The following is a 22,362-nucleotide window of genomic DNA, read 5'->3' as shown; positions in this document are numbered from 1 at the left end:
TTTAAAATTTTCTAGATTAGAATTCTACGTTTAATCCAACTAAAAATGTTCTAACATTTGGATATGCAGAGAAATCCATACCTGTTGTTCCATAAGGACTTCCATCATAACGTTTTCCTTTAACATTATCTAAAGTTAATTCCGGTGTAAATCCTGAATATTTCGTAATCATAAATACATTTTGTGCACTAACATATAATCTTAAGTTTCTGATAAAATCAATTTTATCTCTAAAATTATATCCGATTGTCATGTTACTTAATTTGAAGTAATTACCTTTTTCCAAATAGTAAGAAGAAGCAACTTGATCGCGCTCCGCTCCTGGATGAGAATTTGTACTACCAGCACCTGTCCAACGATCATTGAACATATCAACTGATATATTTTCTCCTCCTAAACGTGTGTTTTTTATACCATTGTAAATTTTATTACCTCCAGCTCCGTAACCGCTAATCGTTAAATCAATATTTTTGTATTCTAAACTAACATTAATTCCATAATTATATTTTGGAATATATGATCCCATGAATTTTTTATCACGATCATCAATCACACCATCTCCATTTTGGTCTTTGTAACGTAAATGTCCAGGACGCGCGCTTGATAAATGAGCACCGTTGTTAATCTCATCTTGCGTTTGCCATACCCCATCCGCTTCATATAACCAAAAAGAACCAAGAGGTTGGCCAGCTTCTAAACGTTTTGCAATTTGTCCATTTCCTAAAGAACCTCCAGTCATTCCAGAATATCCTTCTTTTACAGATTTCACTTCATTCTCATTGTAGTTGAAATTACCACCAATCGAATATCTAAAACCTCCTGCTGTTTCGTTTCGGTAATTCAAAGCAATTTCGAAACCTTGATTTACTACTTTTGCGGCATGATCATAAAAATCTTTTTCATAAGGAGAAGATCCTATTTGTTTGATATTTAAAATGGTATTTTTTGTTGTTTTGTTGTAGTAATCTAAACTTCCTGATAATTTTCCTTTCAACAACTCAAAATCTAAACCTGCACTCCATTCATCTACTATTTCCCATGAAATATCATAAGCAGGAGAACCGATGTAAGCTCCATAAATTAAATCCTGACCAGGTCCAAAAACGTAATTCGCATTATCACTAACTGTTGAAGTAGAAATTGTTGTATAATTATACGGAACATCTGCATTTCCTAAACGTCCCCAACCTCCACGAAGTTTTAAGAAAGAAATTACATTACTATCTTTTAAGAATTCTTCGTTAGAAATATTCCAAGCTGCGGAAACTGACGGGAAAGTTCCCCAATATTTTTCATTTTGCTTAAACTGACTTGAACCATCTCTACGAATAATTCCAGAAACATAGTATTTATTTGCGTAATTATATTGTAAACGTGCAAAATAAGAAGCATAAGCAATTGGAGTGTAATTATTTTGATCCATTGCAGCTTTGTATTGCCCAGAAGCATGATGAGCTGACCAATATTGTTCTTTATCAGGAACATCATATACTGTGATATCCGAATATTGACCAATACCCATTTTTTCAGCAGAAACTCCTGCTACAACATTGAATGAATGATCTCCAAATTTGCGATCAAATGTCACGAAATTTTCCCATGACCATCTAAACGTTTCTACATTATTTAGATTTAGAGAGTTGTTCATATAAGTAGAACTCGCTGGATTTTTCGCTTTTAAACCTTCAAACTCTGCAGCAGTTCTAATTGGATTACCTGCAATCCATCTTTCTTTAATAGGATTGAATTCTCTGTATTTATACCAATATTTTGTTCCTCCAGCGCGAGAAGTTACTGTTAACCCTTTTGTAAGTTTCAACTCTGCTTCTATATTTCCTTGAAGCGTAGTAGAATTAGCTTTTTGGTTGTCATAGAATAAAGTAGACATAGGGTTACCATGAGAGTTCAAATTACTTGTCACCTCTCCTGATTTTGCAACGTATGTTACTTCTCCTGTCGTTGTATTAAAAATAGGTAAACCCCATCTTCCATTATCATATTTGACAGGAACTAATGGCGACTGACGATAAGCTACATCAAATGCTCCATATGGTTTAGGAACTTCTCTAGAAAAAGTAGCACTAACATTTTGTTTAATCTTTAAAACTCCATCAAATAATTTGTAATCGTTATTACTACGAACAGTTGTTCTTTTGAAGTTATTTCCTTCTAAAATTCCTTTCTCTTCGAAATTATTAATACTAAACATGTAATTAATATTCTCACCAGCACCAGCTAATGAGACGTTATTACTAATTAGCTGTCCTGTTGTTAACATTTCATCAAACCAATCCGTATTATAACGTTGAGTAGTAGAAATTAAAGAACCTCCTGTAGCTTTTCTTTGTTCATTAAAGTAAGTTATGTATTGATTAGCATCAGCCATTTCAACCATATTCATGGTATTTCTTACTCCAATATACGAGTCATAATTAACTCTAATTTTTCCTGTTTTACCACGTTTTGTTGTTACAACAACAACACCGTTAGCACCACGAACTCCATAAATAGCTGAAGATGCAGCATCTTTTAAAACATCAATTTTTTCAATATCATTTGGGTTAATGTTATTGATATTTGGAACAATTAATCCATCCACAACATACAAAGGAGCTTTACCTCCCAAAGCTGTACCCATTCCACGAACCAAAACAGTTGGCGTACCTCCTGGAGTATCCGTGTTAATAATATTAACACCCGCTAATTTACCTTGCAAAGATTGCATGGCAGTTGTACTTGCTATTTGTGTAATATCTTTTGCATTTGCAGATGATACTGCAGATGTAAGATCTGATTTCTTTACAGATCCGTATCCTATTACAACAGCTTGATTTAATATAATCGAATCACTTGCAAAAGGATCTTCTTCTATCTGAATAGAATCGTTAGTAACTTGGGCATTCACACAGAAAGACCCAAGAATAAATAATGGAAAAAAATATTTTTTCATTTTATGTTAATAATGGTTATTTCAAAAATAGCATCATTTAACACTTGATTAACAAGTTAAAAATCTCTGAAAATACAGTTCCGAAATATTAAAACATAAAACACTGATATTAAAATAATTAAATTAAGTAATTAAATAACTTGATGTAGTTATGATGTAATTAATTTTCTGAATTTTAAAAATTAATCATATACTTATTTAAGTTAATTTCTGATGAAATTTGCATTTTTTTTCTTAATCTATATCGTTGTAGTTCGACGGAGCGATAATTAAGATGCATTAAAGGAGCAATTTCTTTAGTTGATAAATTCATGCGTAAGAAAACACAAAGTTTCAAATCTTTAGCTGATAGTTGCGAATATTTATCTGATAATCTTTTGATAAAGTCTTGGTGAATTTCCTGAATATTAAGCTCAAAACTCTCCCATTCGTTTCTATTATAGCTATATTCCGAAAACGTTTTCTCAAACTTTTTCTTTAATCTTTTATTTTCCTCATTCACATCAAGCTGTGAAAATAATTCGTTAACGTCTGTAATCATAGAGCGCTGGTTAGCCAAAATTAAAGCCTGAGCAGCCAATTCTGTCGATTTAGATTGTAACGAATTTTCTAATAAGCCTTTCTCTTGTCTATGTGTAAATTCTTTTAACTCCTGTTTATGCTTTAATTCTAAAAGATTCAATTCGTATTCAAATGCTTTTTGTTTTATCTTAAATCGTTGTTTTATTTTAAATCTATTGTATTGATAGAAAGAAAAAATTGAACCTAACACAAGTAAAGCATAAATAATAATCATCACGGTAGATAGATACCATATTTTCTTGATACGAAAATGAAAATGATTTAATTTTTTAAAATCGCCATCTTTTAATGTATAAATTTTTAAATCATATATTCCACTTTCTAATTGCTTATAATTGATTATAGGAGAATTAAGCGGTAAAATTTTAGAATCATTTAATTGATAAAATAATTGATAATTAGAAAAATCATCATTCAAAATTGAGACATAAAAGTCAATATAATTATTAGAATATTCTATTTTTGGGTTATTCTCGAGTATACTTTGGTTAATTTTTGCACTAATTTTAACCTGTGGTAAATCTTTTTTGATTGAATTTAAATCATATTTTAAAATACCATTTTCAAGATTTATATACAAAAACTGATTATTCACTTTTCCTGTCAAATTATCATCAACCAATTTTCCATCATACAATTTTTTTGGAATCAAATAATGAATTAAACTATTATTTTCCACCTTAGAATAATATAAAATATGATCAGCCTCTACCAAAAAATTATCTGCATTTAACTCTCTAATACGGTTTATATTTTTTAGTTTAGAGTTTAATTTCAAAGTAGTAAACTTTTTAGAAAAAAGATCAAAGTTTTCAAAATTCTGATTATCAATTAAAATATAAATTCTATTATTTTCTTTTATGATCTGTGGATTTACTAGTTGTTTTCCTTTATACAATATTTCTTTACCAGAATTTTTTACAACATCAAAAAGATACAATCCTCCATTTTTTCCTATTCCTAAAATTTTATTCTGAACGACAACAAAATCTAAAATTGGAATTGATAAATTAGAGATTTTATGAGGAGATTTTAATGTCTTTAAATCAAACTTGTAAACACCTGTAAAAGAAGATTGATAAAATGTAGAACCTATTTTTATCAATTTGTATCCTCCATTATTTATGGATAATTTTTCTAACTTTCCGTTATACAAATGTGTTCCCCAACTGTCAGAAACAAATAAAGTTTGATCAAGATTTGTAACATTCCAAATTAAACCTTTTTCTATCAAAGGTTTTGTTGTATTTTCTGTAAATGAATAATTGTAAAATCCATGATTTGTACCAATCAATAAACTATTTTTGAAAAAATCAAACGTAAATACATTTCCTAAATGCCCATTGTAATCATACAACAACTGCGTTTTATTTTTTAGCTCAATCTTAGAAATTCCTTTATCTGTTCCCAGCCACGCATTTCCTTTAGAATCTATTTTTATATTTTGAATTGTATTACTTATTAAACCTAAGTTTTGGTTATAATTAATGTACGTTTTGTTTTTCAAGTCATAAACATAAACTCCATTGTTAGATGTTCCGATAATTAAATGATTATCGAAGCATAACATTTTCAGAATCAAATGATTTTTTAGTAATTGATTCAATTTTAAATCAAATGGAATTACTCCTTTATTGTTATAAATAAAAATCCCTTCTGTTAAAGTACCAATCAAAAAATCATTTCCATATTTCTCAATACCATGAACAACAATGGGTTTATCTTGAATAACATCAAATTTTTTAATAAATTTTCCATCTAAAAATTCGAAAATTCCTTTCGAAATAGTTGCGACAAACAGATGATTATCAACTTCAAAAATATAAGACGAAAGTGCAGGTAATTTAAATCGTTTAACTTCCTTACCATCAAATTGAAACAAGTAATTAAATGATTGAAAATAAATATTTTTTTGATGATAAAAAATCTTCCAAATTTCTTCTTGTTCTAATCCTTTGAAACTATTGAATTGATCTGAAATTGACACATATTTTCGAGTTCCCTTCTCAAGTTTCCAATATCCAAAATTATTTAACGAACCCGAATAAATAACTTGATTAATAATAGCCACAGAACGCGTAATTGCTAAATTATTTGTAGAAATTTTTTCCCAAAAATTTCCATCATAAGCCAAAATATTTCTATTATTTGCAAAAAAAATTGTCCCGTTTTTCTTATTTTCTGCAATATCCCAAATTGGTGATTCACCAAGATATTCACTTTTGGGATAATTTGTAATAATTGGCGCAAATGATTGCGAAAAAAGTTGGTTGGAAATTAGTATAAAAAATAATAAATAAAACTTCATATTATATAGATACAAAAAAAGACTGCTAAAAAAACAGTCTTTAAAATTAATTTATATTTTTGAGATAACATCATTTTATTTCAACATCAAAAACATCCATAAAATGTTTCTTTGCATATTCTTTTATTTCGTTCATATCAACCTGAAAACCAAGCTCTCTATCAATGGATGTTACTGCTTTATCTTGAATTCCACATGGAACTATGTATTCAAAATAACGTAAATCTGTGTTTACATTTAGCGCAAAACCATGCATTGTAACCCAACGTGAAGCCTTAACACCCATTGCACAAATTTTACGTGCAAACGGTTTTCCTGGATCTAACCAAACTCCTGTTTCTCCATTAGAACGTTCGCCTTTTAGACCATATTCTGCTATTGTTTTTATTATTACTTCTTCCAAATTACGCATATAAAGATGAATATCTGGTTTGAAAGTATCTAAATCAATAATAGGATAGCCAACCAATTGTTGTGGCCCGTGATAGGTAATATCTCCTCCTCTATTTGTTTTTACAAATGTTGCGTTTATCTCGTTTAATTTATCGCTCGAAGCCAACATATTTTCTAAATGTCCACTTTTACCAAGTGTATAAACGTGTGGATGTTCTACAAATAAAAGATGATTAGTTGTTGTTTTAAAATCAGATTTCCCTTCCTTTTCTTGTGCGCGATTATATTGTTTGATGGCGATATTATCGGCTAAAAGAGATTCTTGATAATCCCAAATTTCTTGGTAATCTCTGTCAATTCCTAAATCCTGAAATTTTACAACTTGTTTCATTTTACATTGTGTTTCGAATGTCAAATTTACGAATCATTTGAGGATTAATTATTATAAACAGCTCCTATTAATCTTCTAATTCTACAGTGAAATTATTAAGTTCAGGATTATTTAATAATTCTATTAATGAATATTCTTTTGAAAAAGTTTTTCTATATAACGAAAATAAAGCATCAGCTATTGATATATTTTTAATAGGTGAAGCAAAAGTATATTTAAAATTAACTTTGTATTGACTAAACATTGTCTTCATTAATTCTCTATTTTCATCACTTAAACTACTTGGTAAATAACTCTCTACAAATGCTTTTGTATCAATTGTTCTTTTAAAAAAATTACCTTCAGAAAAATATTTACTGTTTCCGAAACTAAGAATAGTAGAATTATTCTGAGATCTCATTAAATTAATTAATTGACTATCTCTTTCTTTTTTCTTTAATTTCTTTAATTCAGCCTCAAACTTTAGTTGCTTTTTATGATTAATAATTTTATAAACCTCTTGTAATTTATTGAAATTTTCATTCAGATTAGAAATTGAATTAGCTTTATTAATGATTAAAAATTTAAAATCCTTTTCATTATAATCAATTCTATAAAACATAAAATCTAAAGAACTCAAATCTTCTTGAATGACATATAAATCTTCAAATTTATCATTTTGCTTAGTTTGATTTAAATCCAAAGTTTTCAGAAATGAAATAAATTCATTGATACTTAAATCTTTATTCGAATTTTTCTTTAAAATTTCTAAATTATTTTTAGAAGTATTATCTGTTTGTTTTTCAAGAAGTCGTTTTATTCCAATTAAATCTGTTTCATTAGAATATCTTATTTCATTCGGATTAGATAAATCTACAACTTCATTTATGGCACAAGAAGTAAATGCAAAAGACATTAGAATTAAAACTAAAAAATTTCTCATAATTATATTTTCATCAAAAATAATCAAAATTACTTTAATCAATCTCTATAAGAAATAATGGTTTTGAGCAATTCTTTAACGATTGAATAAAAATCTTTATCTTTGGAATTATAATGAAATCGATAAAATTTTAAGAAAATACAAAGAATGAAAAAACTGATCGTTAAAGGTTCAATTTTAATGGCTTTGTTTGCAAATTTCAATGTATTTGCACAACAAGGTGGTGGAATGTGGATTCCTACAGAATTGAATGAGAAGGAAATGAAGGAAATGGGATTAAAAATATCAGCAAATGATATTTTTAGTACAGGAGATAAAAGTATTAACAATGCAGTTGCTCATTTTGGTGGTGGTTGTACATCCGAAGTTATTTCTCCTAATGGTTTATTATTAACAAATCATCACTGTGGTTATGGTGAAATCCAAGCGCATTCTTCTTTAGAAAATGATTATTTAACAGATGGTTTTTGGGCAAAAGAATTAAAAGACGAATTACCAAATGATGGTCTTACAGCTACATTTATTGTTGATATAAAAGATGTTACATCTGCCATTTTAAAAGGTATAAAAGACAATATGTCTGAAGAAGACCGTAATAAAATTATCAAAAAAAATATTGAAGATTTAAATGGTAAAACAAAAACCGAATCTTATCAAGCTGCATTTATAAAACCTTTTTACAAAGGAAATAAATATTACCAGTTTACAACAGAAACGTATAAAGATGTGCGTTTAGTTGGTGCGCCACCATCGGCAATTGGTAAATATGGTAACGATACGGATAACTGGGTTTGGCCTCGTCATACTGGAGATTTTTCTATGTTCCGTATTTATGCAGATAAAAACAATAAACCTGCTGATTATTCTGTAGACAATGTTCCATTTAAACCAAAACATTTTTTACCGATTAATATTTCTGGTATTCAGCAAGATGACTTTACATTTGTTTACGGATTTCCTGGAAGTACTGATGAATATTTAACAGCTTCATCATTAGAGCAAATAAAAGATGTTATAGATCCTGCGCGTATTAATGTAAGAACAATTGCTTTATCTCATATTGATAAAAAAATGAGAGAAGACAATGCAACTCGTATCGCATATGCGTCTAAACAAGCACGTATTTCTAATGCTCACAAAAAATGGATTGGCGAAGTTTTAGGTCTTAATCGTTCTAAAGCTGTAGAAAAACGTCAAGCATACGAGCAAGAATTTATGAATCGTATTGAAAAAGATTCAAAATTAAAGAAACAATATGCTACTGTTATTTCTGATTTGAATGAATTAAACAAAGTAAATAAAGATTATAATTTGGCATACACAATGTATTCTGAAACGTTTTTCTCTAATTCTGAAACGTTTAGAATGGCATTAACGTTAAATAATATTTTGAATTCTGTTGGTCAAAAAAATTATGCTGAAGTAAAAGCAAAATCATTGAACACGGTTTCTTCTATGCACAAAGATTATAATGCAGATTTAGATCAAACAATTTCTTCGGATTTAGCAGATAATTACTTTAAAGTTCTTCCTCAAAATTTATTACCAAATACAACTGCTGCAACTATCAAAACTGCATTAGGAAATACAGTTGTTAATGGAACTAAAAAAATAAACGGACAATCTGTATTAGGAAACATAAAAGCGTTAGCAGAAAATGATGCAGAGTTTATCAAAGCATTAAAAGATGATGCTTTAATTGGTCAAATTCATCTAATTTTAGATGCGAATCAAACAAAAGTTACGCCTACTTATTTAGCTAATCAAGATAAAATGAATAAGTTAATGCGTACTTATATGAAAGGACAAATGGACGTTTTTTCTGATCGTAAGATTTTTCCAGATGCCAATTCAACTTTACGTGTAACATACGGAAAAGTAGATGGTTACCAACCTCGTGATGCTGTTTATTATGAGCCAATTACACACATGGAAGGAATTGTAGAAAAATACATACCAGGTGATTACGAGTTTGATTTACCAAAACACATGTTGCATTTATATGAAACAAAAGATTATGGCAAATATTCTGATAAATCTGGAAAATTACCTGTTAACTTTATTGCAACAAACCATACAACTGGAGGAAATTCTGGTTCACCAGCTCTTAATGCAAAAGGAGAATTAATCGGATTAAATTTTGATCGTGTTTGGGAAGGTACAATGTCTGACTTGAATTATGATCCTGAGATTTGCCGTAACATTATGGTAGATTCTCGTTACATTTTGTGGGTTGTAGACAAATATGCAAATGCACAACGTTTGATTGACGAAATGACAATTATTGACGAAAGTAAATAATATCAGATAAATTACTGAAAACCACGTTTTAATAACGTGGTTTTTTTATGCGAATTTCTTAAAAAAATCAAAAGAGTTTCAAATTTTATCAAGTATATTTACGATAATCAACTTACAATTTCATCTAAAAATAAAATAAACTATGGATACTATTCAAAAATGGCCATTTTATTTAAAATTAACCTGTACATTATTATCAATTATTTGTTTAACATTTATAGCAATAATAGGTAAACAAATAATCGTTCCATTGATTTTGGGATTTTTAATCTCGATATTATTAGTACCAGTCTGCAATTTTTTTGAACGTTACCTTAAACTTCCTCGTGCAATTGCAAGCATTATTACTACTCTATTATTTGCTTCTTTTATATTAGGAATTTTCTATTTGATTGCGATACAAATGTCAGAAATCGCAAATGAATGGCCTACTTTTCAGAAACAAATTATGGATGCTTTTAGTGAAATACAAAAATGGATTCACCATACATTCGGAGTTAATTCTCATGCACAAATAGAATATTTAAGCAAAAATGTAAAGACAACAATAGAAACAAGTACAATTGTTATAGAAAAAGTAATCTCTATTTTAAGCGCTGTAGGTGTGTTAACATTATTTACTTTTTTGTATGTTATATTCCTCTTAATTTATAGAGGTCAATTAGTAAAATTCCTTTATTATGTTTTTAATAGCAATACGCATAATCAGGTTTACAATGTCATTTCATCTATTCAGAAAATGGTAAAACAATATCTAATTGGTTTATTTTTACAAATGTTAGTTGTATCAACTTTAGCATTTGTCGCATTTTCTATTTTAGATCTCAAATACAAATTTGTATTAGCAATACTTACAGGAGTATTAAATGTTGTTCCTTATGTAGGTATTATTATTTCTTTGATCGTTACATCTATCATAACTTTTGCAACAATGTCAGCATCAAAATTAGTATTTGTTCTGGTTGCATTTGTTGCAATACATGCAATAGATGGTAATATTGTAATGCCAAAAATTGTAGGATCTAAAGTAAAAATTAATTCATTGATTGTTGTGATAGGTCTAGTTATTGGGGAAATGACTTGGGGAGTAATTGGTATGTTTTTATCTATACCTATTTTAGCTTTAATGAAAATTATTTTTGATAATGTGACAGAACTTAAACCTTGGGGATATTTGTTAGGCGATGATGATTCGACCGAAATTGATGATGATTTAGATACTTTTTTAACTAAAAAATTACAAGCAAAAAAGAAGAATAAAATGAAACCTATAGATGAAGAAACAGTTTAAACAAAAAATCTATTTTACATAATTAGAAGTTCATTTACTAAAAAAGTCTATAACATTTTGTTATAGACTTTTTTAGTATGATGTAATTTGAAGTTAATTCTACTTCAAATATTTCTTCTCTACGTAGTAATATAATTTAAGGAAAACGATTGAGAAAAATATTCCAATCAATGTTCCGAAAAATATATCACCTGTAAAATGTACGCCAACATATACTCTACTATATGCAATCATCAATGCCCAAATAATTAGGACATAAATTAACCATTTGTATTGTCGTCTAAGTAAAACGCCCATAAAAATTGCAATCGCAATATGATTTGATGCGTGCGCAGATGTAAATCCGTATTTTCCTCTACCCTCGCAGTCTATCGGACGAAATAATCCTTGAATTGACTCTGTGTAACACGGACGAAAGCGTTGAAACGAATTTTTCAGAATATTTGTAAATTGATCAGCGCAAGTTATCATCAGCGCAATACAAATTCCTGCTAATAATGTTTTTTTCCAACCTAATTTTGTATAAAGTAGAATTAAAAAAATAACATATAATGGTATCCATGTTTTTTTATCTGTTATAAGCAACCAAAACCAATCCCATTTTTCTGTTCCCAAATTATTGAAGTACAAAAATATCTGTACGTCCCAATCAAAAAAATCTTGTATCATTATCTACTTACCGATCCGCCTAAAGCATTGTTAACTTTTGGATCTTTAATTTCTTTTACTTCTTCTATTGGAGATTCTATTTCAGTTGATTCTTCAGTCTGTATAGATTCTTCTAGATTTGATGTTTCGGTTTTAACTGGTTCTGTTCTTAATGCATCATCTACCAAATTATCTTGATGAACTGTTTTGTGTATTTCATCTATTGGATTTTTTATTTCATCAAAAGATTTCTGAAAATCGTCCATTGGATTAATTTTCTGAAAAGAATCTTTAATTTCATCTATTGGATTTAATTCATTGATTGTTTTCTGAAGATCTTTTGTTACATCAGATTCCTGTATAGGATTCATAATTTCTTGCTTTATATCTTCTGATGCTTCTTTCAGTTTACGTACAGCAGTTCCTAATCCACGAGCAATTTCTGGAATTTTATCTGGTCCAAAAATTACAACGGCAACCACCATAATAATCACGACTTCTTGGAAGTCTAAAAACGCTGGGTATATTACTAAACTATTCACGAAACAAATGTATAAAATCTAATCTGAGTAAAATAAAAAAAGCCATCAAATTTACTTGATGGCTTCTTAAAATTTATTTAAAATTTTGAATCTTATTTATTCATTTGTCCTTTTTTTGTAAAATCATACAATAATGGTGATGCTACAAAAATAGATGAGAATGTACCAATTACGATACCAATCAATTTTGCAAACATAAATCCTTTAATCGATTCTCCACCAAAAGAGAAGATAATTAAAACGATTAAGAATGTAGACAATGATGTATTGATTGTACGTGATAACGTTTCTGATGTCGAGATATTAATAATATCATATAAATTATGTTTTTTCTCTACAGTTAAGTTTTCACGAATACGGTCTAAGATAATAATCGAGTCATTCATCGAATAACCAATTACCGTTAAAATTGCAGCAATAAATGCTTGATCAATTTCCATATTAAAAGGTAACATTCCTTTGAAGAAAGAGAAAACTCCTAATACGATAATAACGTCATGCGCTAATGCAATAATTGTTGATAATGAGAATTGCCAACGTTTGAACATGATAATTAAGTAGAAGAAAATTGCTACTAACGCTAAAGAAACCGCTATATAAGAAGCTCTTGTTGTATCATCGGCAATTGTAGGTCCTACTTTTGCAGAAGACATTAAACCTATTTGTGCATTATCTTCTGAGAAATCTTTTTCAGATAATTTTGCTGGTAAATATGGTTTTAAACCTGTGTATAATTTGTCTTTTATTTCGTCATCAACGTTAGTTCCATCTTCATCAGCTTTATATGCTGTTGTAATTTTTACTTGGTTCTCACCTCCGTATGTTTTTACTTGAGGAACAATTTTTTCTCCTTCTAAAACAAATACATCTCCTAAACTTTCGGCAATCTGTTGTGGATCTACATTTTTATCAAAACGAACTGTATATGTACGTCCTCCTTGAAATTCGATACCCATATCAAAACCTTTCGTAAAGATAGAAGCTAATGCAGCAATTGTTAAAACGATTGAAATTATATAAGAAACTTTTCTCGTTTTTAATAAATCAACTTTGATATTTTGTAACCAATGTGCTGTAAAACTTGTATAGAATGGTACCGATTTTCCTTTAGCTAAACGACCTTCTACGAAATAACGTGTAATAAAAATCGCTGTAAATGTAGAAGTAAAAATACCAATCATAAACGTTGTTGCGAAACCAACAACTGGACCTTTACCAAATATGAAAAGGATAAGAGCTGTAATAAATGATGTTGAATTGGCATCAATAATAGCTGAAAAAGCTCCTTTCCAAGAATATGCAAAATCTACTGCTTGACGCAATGATTTTCCTTTTCTTAATTCTTCTTTTACACGTTCGTAAATTAAGATATTGGCATCCATACCTGTAACTAATGTTAAGATAATTCCGGCAATACCAGGTAAAGATAATGTTGCTTTTAACGAAACTAAAAATCCTAATAAGAATAATAAGTTAATGATTAATGCAACGTTAGCATAAAGACCTGCACGGCTATAGTAGAATATCATCCATACTAATACCAATGCAAATGCACAACCAAATGCAATCAATGAACTATTAATAGCTTCTTGTCCTAATGATGGACCTACGATTTCTGCAGAAACAATTTTAGATGATGCTGGTAAAGAACCTGCTTGTAAAATATTTGCTAAATCTTTTGCTTCTTCAAGTGTAAAGTTTCCAGAAATTTGAGAATTACCTCCCGTAATCTGATTTTTGATGTTTGGTGCAGAATAAACCATGTTATCTAACACAATTGCAACACCTTGACCATTTCTATCTGTACCTGAAGGCTTTAATTCATCTGTAATACGAGCCCATTCTTGTGCTCCTACTTGATTCATTTGCATCGATACAACAGGCTCATTAGTTAAAGATCCTGCATTTCTTTCTGCAGAAGCAGAAATAACTTTATCTCCAGTAATTAATGGTTCTTGAGCACCATTTTTACCTTTTAATGCATAAAATTCTAATAATTTAGGAGAACCTTTTACTTCAGCTTTTCCTAAATCCATAGGCTTATTTGCCCAAGAATATTTATATCCTCTGATGTTTGATGGTAAAGCTGCTACAAAACCTTTGTCTTGTAATACGCGGTTTACAACAGCAGTATCTTTTATGTCAACTACAAAACTAGCGTTAGAACCTACTGGTTGCATAACTTCTGCTAAAGATTTGATTACTTCTCCTTTTGCATTTGTTACTTTATATTTTTCTGTATTAATACCAGAAAAATAAGACATAACTGTAGGATCTTGTCTTACAACTTGCCAAAACTCTAATTTAGCTGTTGACTGTAATAATTTTTTTACACGATCAGTATCCGAAACTCCTGGTAATTCTACCAAGATACGTCCGTCTCCTTTATCTCCTAAACGTTGAATTACTGGCTCAACTACACCAAATTGATTAATACGAGAGCTAATTACATCATAAGCTGTTGCAACTTTTGCTTCGATATCTTTACGAATAACCTCTTTTACTTGGTCATCTGATGCATTATAAGGAATCTTATCTGCATTGTTTTTATTTCCAAATAAATCTGCTGCAGCATATTTAGTTCCTCCTTTGATTTTATCAAATTCCTGAAAAAATAATTCTACATAAGGTATATTACCATTTGTTTTTTGAGCTATATCTGTTGCATCTAAAGCAGTACCCAACATTGGGTTTTGACTTTTAGCAGATAAATTTTCGATTAAGTCTCTTTCAGATACTTGTAAAACTACGTTGATTCCACCTTTTAGGTCTAACCCTAAATTGATTTCGTTATTTTTTGCATGATTGTAATCATACTTTATAATACCTAAATCTAGCGGATGTTGAGCTAAACTGTCTAAAACTCTTGGTTCGTCTTCAGGCGTAGTCGCTAATCGCGCCGCCTCATGCTCTACCTTTGTTGCGTACCAAGTATAGCTTAGCTGTCTGATACACAAAAGACTTAAAATAATTGCAAATGTTGCAATGAGCCATCTTCCTCGCATAATTGTGTTTAATAAATAAATTTTAACGGCCAAATATAATAATCTTGAAAATGTTTTCACAATTTTTTAACAATATTATATTCGAAAAAATCCGTCGTACTAGTTAATATGTTGATTTAATTTTATTTGAATCCTTATTTTATATTCATTTTTTTGAAAACTATGTTTTTAATCTTCTAATTCATATTTATAGACAAAGATGTTGGCTTTCTTAGAATCGTCATCATTATCTTCGCACAAATACAAGGTATATTTTCGTCGAGATTGTTTATATAAAGCTAAACCTTCTACTTTTCTATCAGCAGAAATTTGTTTCCAACGTGTTACTTTCATCGTTTTCAAATTCATTTCTCCAATTATAGAACCCTTTATTTCACCATTATATTGTGTTGTACTCTTAAATTCTACGGTTGCTATAAACAAAACTTTACCATCAACTAAAATTGCATCCGAAAAAGTTGTCATTTCATTATTCAACTGAGGTAATTCTATCGGAAAAAAATCGATTTTTTTTCCTTTCAAATCATTTAATTTCCCTGCAACTTTATAAACACCGTTTACACCAGCAGGTCCATTTCCTCGGTTAAAAAAATAAGTAGAATGCCCGTCTGTCAAAAGTCCTTCGATATTAAAATCTTTTTTTGAAAGTTTAGAAACCGCTAAAAATTCATCAAACAAGTAGTTATAATTACTATTTTCTACTTGCTTATTTTTAATATTATACGAAATCAAATCAAAACGATTTTCTTTAGAACCAGAACCCAGAATATATAAATGATCATCGTATTTGGTAATCGCTTCAAAATCTGGTTTATCTTTTTTATTAATATCTTTCGACTTTACTTCTGGATTTAAATCAACCTTCTCTACTCGTTCTTTTTTCTTGTCATAAATATACAAATGCGCATCGTCATCTGCTATTGCATAAACATGATTTTTATCTACAACCAAACCTGATGCAGCGCCAAGTCCATTGATTATAATTAAAACCTTTAAAATGAAGTTATAAAACAGCATAGTTTTCAGTTTATTTTTTAACGATTCCAAAAGTAATCAAAGATTATCAGAAACCTTGATAAATAACGGTTTTTTTGTAAAAAAACACCTTAACTTTGCAAAGTTTGGTAAATTTTGATAAATACAAGGAACAATGAAGAAAATTCTTAAAATTTATATTGAAGCATATAGCGGTCTTTCCAAAGAATCATGGATGTTGGCTATTGTAATGTTATTGAACCGTATGGGTTCTATGGTTTTACCTTTTTTAGGAATTTATTTAATCTCCGAATTAAACTTTACTTTACAACAATCTGGTATTGTTTTAAGTTTTTATGGAATAGGAGCTGTAATTGGTTCGTGGCTTGGCGGATGGATTACAGACAAAATTGGTAATTTTAAAGTACAAGCTTTAAGCTTATTTTTGAGTGCGCCATTATTTTTGTTATTACCATATTTCAAATCTGTTGAATCGTTTGCAGCAATTATGCTTGTTCTAAGTACAATTAGTGAAATGTTTCGTCCAGCAAATTCAGTTGCAATTACACGTTATGCTAAAAAACAAAATATTACACGTGCATTTTCTTTAAACAGAATGGCGGTAAATTTAGGTTTTTCGATTGGACCATCTATGGGTGGATTTTTATCTAATTATTCATACGATTTATTGTTTTATTGCAATGCAGCAGCAGCGCTAATCGCTGGAATTGTATTTTTTACATTTTTTAAAGGGCGAAAAGAACGAAACGCTGCGCCTATAGAAGAAAATCTACCAAAAGAAGAAGTTGTAAAAGAGCGAAATGCATATACCGATGTCAAATTTTTATTATTCAATCTGGTGTGTGTCTTTTTTTCGATGGCATTTTTCCAAATTCTAAATACAGTTCCATTATTTTACAAAGATGTTATTCATCTTTCACAAACAGAAATTGGACTTTTAATGGGATTTAGTGGAATTTTGATTGTTGTTTTCGAAATGTTACTTATTCATACAACCGAAAAAAGATTTACAGTTACGCAATTATTAGTTTTCGGATCATTTATCACTTCTATCAGTTTTGTTTTATTTACGGTAAATCATACATTAGGAATGTTATATTTCGCAATTGGATTAATGTCTATCGGCGAAATGTTAGTGCTCCCACTTATGTCAACAGTAACCGCATTTCGTGCACAAAAAAATAACCGCGGTGCTTATATGGGACTTAACGGAATATCAACCGCTATCGCCTTTATTGTTTCTCCATTTCTAGGAACACATATTGCTACAACCTACGGTTTTGATACATTATGGTTAATAACAGCCGTATTACTTGTGGCAGTTGCAATTGGTTATTACTTTTTCACAAAACCACTTTTACCAAAAAATATGCAATAATTTGCCTACCTTCGGTAATCTAAAATAGAACAAGAAAACATGAAAGTATATACTAAAACTGGAGATAAAGGTACAACTGGACTTTATGGCGGAACCAGAGTTTCTAAACATAGCTTAAAAATAGAATCTTACGGAACTGTTGACGAATTAAATTCATATTTAGGATTAATTCGTTCTTATGAAATAGATCCAATCTTTGAAGAAGAAATTATCATCATTCAAAAAGATTTATTTAACCTTGGAGCAGAATTAGCGACACCAGTAGATAAACTATATTTAGCAAATGGTAAACCTCGCATTCCGAGAACCATAACAGAAGAAGATATTGTACAATTAGAAACTTGGATTGATGATATAGAAAGTCAATTAGAGCAATTAACACATTTTATTTTACCTGGAGGAAATCAAGCGGCATCACATGCACATGTGGCGCGTTGTATATGTCGTCGTGCAGAACGCTTAACAGTTGGTTTAGCAGAAGTCGAAGAAATTCGTCCTGAATTACAAAAATACTTAAACCGTCTTTCTGATTATTTATTTGTTTTAGGACGCAAAATTGCCACAGATAATAATCACGAAGAAGTAAAATGGATTCCTGGTGAATAAAGTACTCTTATTTTTGAATGGCGAAGTGCCAAATATTCTACCTGATACGTCAAATTATGAAATGATTTTTTGTACAGATGGAGCATTTCGCTATTTAAAAAATTTAAATATAAAACCCGATGTTATATCAGGTGATTTTGATTCGTTCGAACTAAAACATTTTCCTACAGACATCGAAATTATTACAACTCCAGATCAAAATGATACTGATTTTGTAAAAGCATTAACTATAATACTAGAAAAAGGTTTTACAAGTGTTGATGTTTTTGGTGCAAGTGGTCGTCAACAAGATCATTTTTTAGGAAATCTGAATGCTGCTTTTCGTTTTAAGAATGAACTGAATATCGTTTTTTATGATAATTATGGTTCTTATTTTTTCGCTGAAAAACACACCGAATTAGAAGGTTATTTTGGACGAACTATTTCTTTAATTCCTTTTCCTGAATGTAAAAATATAACAACAAAAGGACTAGAATTTCCACTGAATAAAGAAAATTTAAACCTACTTTCTCGTATTGGAACTCGAAATAAATCAATTGATGATAAAGTTACAATTGAATTTGAAAGTGGTGATTTAGTTATTTTTATTATCGACCAAGAATTTCCCATTTTATTAGCTTAATTTAACTATAAATAGTGATTTAACTTATTCATATTTTTTGTAATTTTATTTAAAATCAAACCATTATGAATAAATTTTCAGTCATTGTAGCCTCTATTTTAGCAATAGGTCTTGTTGTTGGAGCTTTTATATTAGGAAATGCCTACAAATATAAATTCAAATCAACAGAATCAATAAATGTTACGGGAAATGCCTTAAAAGATTTTAATGCAGATCTTGTAAAATGGCGCGCGACATTTAGTCGAAAAGATTTTGATTTGAGAGTGGCTTCAGATCAATTAAAAGCAGATCAAATCGTAGTCAAAAACTTCTTAATATCGCAAGGAATTAAACCGAATGAAATTGTTTTTGAAGCTGTAAATATTTCTAAAGATTTTCAGTACGGAACAGATAGTAATGGAGCTTCAATTAGTCAATTTACGGGTTATAATTTGTCACAAGATGCAACAATTGAATCAAAAGAATTGGATAAAATTGAGAAAGCTTCTCGTGAAATTTCAAATTTAATTAGTCAAGGAATTGAGTTAAGTTCATCAAATCCAAATTATTATTATTCAAAATTAGAAGATTTAAAATTAGAATTAATTGCTCAAGCTTCTGAAAATGCAAAACAACGTGCAGAAAATATTGCAACAAAATCTGGAGGAAATCTAGGAAAACTACAAAAAGCAGATTTAGGAATTTTTCAAATTACGGGTAAAAATGATAATGAGGAATATTCTTCTGGAGGAGCTTTAAATACTACATCTCGTCAAAAAACAGCTAATATTACAGTAAAAGCAAGTTATAATTCAAATTAAATAAATTCATTTATCTAAAATTATTTGATTATCTTTAAAAAAGCTTAATTTTTAGCATGAGGATATAAAAAGAGAAAGCACTTTTCAAATTAATGAGAAGTGCTTTCTTTTATTTTTTTGCAACTATTACATTGCAACTACTACAAGCAATACAAGTATAGAAGTGGCGATTAGAACATCAACTAATTTTATTCTTAATCCTCCAAGACTTATTCCGCTCTTAGAAACATGATTTTTTCTAGATGTAGACATATTATTTATTTCCTATTTAGTTAGATATTTCTGTCTAATCTAATTCTGTGCCACAATTTCTTTAAGACATGCTAAATAGTCTATTTTAGTCTATATTTTTCAAAAAAATCAGAACAATTTTCTATTACTTTATTCAAATCTATTGGTAAAACTATCTCATTCCAAGGCTCTTTACCTCCAAAAGTATGATTAACATCTTCAACTATTAATAATTCAGAATTTTTTGCCCAATTATGTAATAAATTTGCAGTTTTAAGTTTTACGGCTTCATCAGCTGTTCCATGTACAATCAAATATGGTTTTTTAAGGTGTTGTGCAGCAAATTGTATATTCAAAGCTTGTTCGTTCTTCTTAAAATCCTCATAAAATGAATAATAATGCGGCATTTGCTGTTTTGTACGTCCATTTTCTACATAAAAAACACCTTTTGCTTTGTAATCTTCCAAACGTTCATTTTTAGGAAAACGAGCAGCAAAACTATCAATTCCCGCAAGTGTCACAAGTGCCTTTACCCGATCATCTTTGTACGCCTGTAAAACTGTATTTCCTCCTCCTCTACTATGTCCAATTAAAATTATTTTTGAAGTATCAACTTTTGGGTGTAATTCAAAATGATCAATTACTTTTTGATAATCGGACATTTCTTTAGTATATGTATTATTTCCGAAAGCTTCTAAATCATCAAAATTCTTGGGGTTTTCGATAGTAGTTCCGTTATGAGAAAAATTAAATTTAACAAACACAAAACCGTTTTCAGCAAATTTATCTGCCATCAAATCAAAAGTTCCCCAATCTTTATAGCCTTTGTAACCATGCGCAAAAATTATTAAAGGAAATTTCCTTTCAATTTCTGGATAAAAGCAATCTGCTAAAAATGGTTTTGTTTCTGGATTCTGAACAATTATATTTCGTTCTTTTATTATTTGCATTCTTTTTCATTAAAAATACAAATTAAAAAAGCCACTTTCTTGGAAGTGGCTAGAAATTATTATTAAATTTTATCGGGAGCTGGAAGATTTGCCGTTTTAGTATTTTTCATATCATGACTTATGACGGCATTTGTATCAGATAACAAAAGATTTTTTCTGTAAATAGCAACATTAAGAATTAAATCTATTCTAGCTTGATCAAAAACAACTCCGTTATTTGATTGAAATTTTAATATCCATGTATTATTAGCTCCTACATAAGCTCTTGATGTATATAAAACATTACCATTAATTTTGGTAGATGTTCCTGTAACTTCTGAAATTCCTAAAGGATCTAATTCTTCTGGAGTTTTCGGACTACCATTAGGGGCTTTTTTTATACCATAAATAATAAATCCACCAATCATAACATGATATTTAGAAGCATCTATTTTTGTGTCATAGGATGCTAAACCTGTATTTGGTAATTTATTAAATCTAAATGTTGCATAATTAATTGAAGCATAACTCATTGTAGATGGATTAAAAACCTTCATTTGGTTATCATCCTTATCTATTACGGTTAAATAACTATCATTTGATTTTCCTGTATAAATTCCAGGGTTTTCAAAAAACCATTTGTCATTAACACCTTTAGATATTGTCGTTCCATTTACATCTAATGTTCTCTTAGGATTATCTGTATTTATACCAACGCCTGGTGTATATGTTTGTCCAAATACTATAGTTGAACAAATCATAATTAGTAAACTATATACTTTTATTCTATTTTTCATTTTAATCTATTATTGGAGTTCCTGCATTTCCTGTTTGTTTCCCTCCTAAATCATAGGATTTTGTATTCAAGTTTTTGAAAAATCTATTCGGATAAATTAGTACATCAAAATAATAATTAAATGCTCTAACTAAATTTGATGGACTAGCATTAGGGTTTCCAATCTTTACATGCCACATATTATCTGACCCTACAAATGCATAATACTCAAACCTTCCTTTATTTGCTGTAGCAGGAAACCCTTGCTTCAATTTATCATCAGCTTCAAAGTTTGTGATAGCTACAAAATAATCACTAAAAGGTATATTAAGATTTAAATCTTCTAAATCATCCCCATTTATATTCAATATTTCATATGGCTGAATAATAATAGGTAAAACGTTTTGTTGTCCATACATTTCTTTTATTTGTCCCTTAACATCTCCTATTTGATTTGGGTCATGCGCCAAAACACGATAATCTGTATTCTGAGACACTCCATTGACTATTTTTTTCTCAACTAATTCTTCAAGTTTATTTACTTGACCAACTTTATTAGAAATAATTAAATTTCCTTTCATTTGCAACTCTTCTGTTGTCATCTCATTACTTGGAATACCTATTCCTACTTGACCATACGCCATAGTTACTACAAATGAGAATATATTCGCAATTAATTTTTTTTTCATTTC

General features: G+C 29.4%; 18 protein-coding genes. 6 read left to right on the top strand and 12 right to left on the bottom strand.

The window, feature by feature from the left end:
* Positions 1-16 precede the first annotated feature (16 nt).
* The 4 genes from RSC72_RS03420 to RSC72_RS03405 form a co-directional block, all read right to left on the bottom strand.
* Entirely contained in the window at positions 17-2,950 is a 2,934-nt protein-coding gene (locus RSC72_RS03420; protein ID WP_332578412.1) for a SusC/RagA family TonB-linked outer membrane protein, read from the bottom strand.
* Positions 2,951-3,125: 175 nt separating this feature from the next.
* Complete coding sequence (locus RSC72_RS03415; protein ID WP_332546354.1) at positions 3,126-5,840, bottom strand: helix-turn-helix and ligand-binding sensor domain-containing protein; 2,715 nt, start codon at positions 5,838-5,840, stop codon at positions 3,126-3,128.
* Positions 5,841-5,910: 70 nt separating this feature from the next.
* Complete coding sequence (gene lipB, locus RSC72_RS03410; protein WP_332546356.1) at positions 5,911-6,624, bottom strand: lipoyl(octanoyl) transferase LipB; 714 nt, start codon at positions 6,622-6,624, stop codon at positions 5,911-5,913.
* A 67-nt stretch (positions 6,625-6,691) separates the two neighbouring features.
* Entirely contained in the window at positions 6,692-7,546 is an 855-nt protein-coding gene (locus RSC72_RS03405) for a hypothetical protein (RefSeq protein ID WP_332566095.1), read from the bottom strand.
* 147 nt (positions 7,547-7,693) lie between these two features.
* On the opposite strand from RSC72_RS03405, the gene RSC72_RS03400 reads away from it, so the two are divergent.
* Entirely contained in the window at positions 7,694-9,847 is a 2,154-nt protein-coding gene (locus RSC72_RS03400) for a S46 family peptidase (RefSeq protein WP_332566096.1), read from the top strand.
* A gap of 142 nt (positions 9,848-9,989) precedes the next feature.
* On the top strand, positions 9,990-11,138 hold the full coding sequence (locus tag RSC72_RS03395) for an AI-2E family transporter (RefSeq protein WP_332546159.1): 1,149 nt from the start codon (positions 9,990-9,992) through the stop codon (positions 11,136-11,138).
* Between the two features lie 99 nt (positions 11,139-11,237).
* Here the strand turns inward: RSC72_RS03395 and RSC72_RS03390 are convergent, their stop codons facing one another.
* The 4 genes from RSC72_RS03390 to RSC72_RS03375 form a co-directional block, all read right to left on the bottom strand.
* Positions 11,238-11,807 (bottom strand): phosphatase PAP2 family protein, encoded by a 570-nt coding sequence (locus RSC72_RS03390; RefSeq protein WP_332546161.1) that lies wholly within the window; start codon positions 11,805-11,807, stop codon positions 11,238-11,240.
* Positions 11,807-12,328: a Sec-independent protein translocase subunit TatA/TatB gene (locus tag RSC72_RS03385; RefSeq protein ID WP_332546163.1), complete on the bottom strand. Its 522-nt coding sequence runs from the start codon at positions 12,326-12,328 to the stop codon at positions 11,807-11,809. The genes RSC72_RS03390 and RSC72_RS03385 overlap by 1 nt, the downstream gene beginning before the upstream one ends.
* Positions 12,329-12,420: 92 nt before the next feature.
* Positions 12,421-15,393, bottom strand: a complete 2,973-nt coding sequence (secD, locus tag RSC72_RS03380) for a protein translocase subunit SecD (RefSeq protein WP_332546165.1) — start codon at positions 15,391-15,393, stop codon at positions 12,421-12,423.
* A 108-nt stretch (positions 15,394-15,501) separates the two neighbouring features.
* Positions 15,502-16,350 (bottom strand): DUF6929 family protein, encoded by an 849-nt coding sequence (locus tag RSC72_RS03375; RefSeq protein WP_332546166.1) that lies wholly within the window; start codon positions 16,348-16,350, stop codon positions 15,502-15,504.
* A gap of 133 nt (positions 16,351-16,483) precedes the next feature.
* On the opposite strand from RSC72_RS03375, the gene RSC72_RS03370 reads away from it, so the two are divergent.
* From RSC72_RS03370 to RSC72_RS03355, 4 genes are all read left to right on the top strand, one after another.
* A complete protein-coding gene (locus RSC72_RS03370) occupies positions 16,484-17,707 on the top strand; it encodes an MFS transporter (RefSeq protein ID WP_332566213.1) in 1,224 nt (407 codons plus the stop codon).
* A 39-nt stretch (positions 17,708-17,746) separates the two neighbouring features.
* Positions 17,747-18,313, top strand: coding sequence for a cob(I)yrinic acid a,c-diamide adenosyltransferase (locus tag RSC72_RS03365; RefSeq protein ID WP_332546171.1), 567 nt, complete (start codon positions 17,747-17,749; stop codon positions 18,311-18,313).
* Positions 18,306-18,935: a thiamine diphosphokinase gene (locus RSC72_RS03360; protein WP_332566212.1), complete on the top strand. Its 630-nt coding sequence runs from the start codon at positions 18,306-18,308 to the stop codon at positions 18,933-18,935. Before RSC72_RS03365 ends, RSC72_RS03360 begins: the two co-directional genes overlap by 8 nt.
* Positions 18,936-19,000: 65 nt before the next feature.
* Positions 19,001-19,735: an SIMPL domain-containing protein gene (locus RSC72_RS03355; protein ID WP_332546174.1), complete on the top strand. Its 735-nt coding sequence runs from the start codon at positions 19,001-19,003 to the stop codon at positions 19,733-19,735.
* A 126-nt stretch (positions 19,736-19,861) separates the two neighbouring features.
* On the opposite strand, the gene RSC72_RS03350 is transcribed toward RSC72_RS03355, so the two are convergent.
* From RSC72_RS03350 to RSC72_RS03335, 4 genes are all read right to left on the bottom strand, one after another.
* Positions 19,862-19,987: a hypothetical protein gene (locus tag RSC72_RS03350; RefSeq protein ID WP_332566211.1), complete on the bottom strand. Its 126-nt coding sequence runs from the start codon at positions 19,985-19,987 to the stop codon at positions 19,862-19,864.
* Positions 19,988-20,067: 80 nt separating this feature from the next.
* Positions 20,068-20,916 carry an alpha/beta hydrolase family protein gene (locus RSC72_RS03345; RefSeq protein ID WP_332545982.1) on the bottom strand — a complete coding sequence of 283 codons (849 nt, stop codon included), beginning with the start codon at positions 20,914-20,916 and terminating at the stop codon, positions 20,068-20,070.
* Positions 20,917-20,978: 62 nt separating this feature from the next.
* Positions 20,979-21,692 (bottom strand): hypothetical protein, encoded by a 714-nt coding sequence (locus RSC72_RS03340; protein ID WP_332545984.1) that lies wholly within the window; start codon positions 21,690-21,692, stop codon positions 20,979-20,981.
* 1 nt (position 21,693) lies between these two features.
* Positions 21,694-22,359: a hypothetical protein gene (locus tag RSC72_RS03335; RefSeq protein WP_332545986.1), complete on the bottom strand. Its 666-nt coding sequence runs from the start codon at positions 22,357-22,359 to the stop codon at positions 21,694-21,696.
* Between the last annotated feature and the right edge of the window lie 3 nt (positions 22,360-22,362).

This window comes from Algoriella sp. (assembly GCF_036647415.1).
In the GTDB taxonomy this organism is placed as follows: Bacteria; Bacteroidota; Bacteroidia; order Flavobacteriales; family Weeksellaceae; genus Empedobacter.
This window is presented reverse-complemented; position numbering and strand designations above follow the sequence as displayed.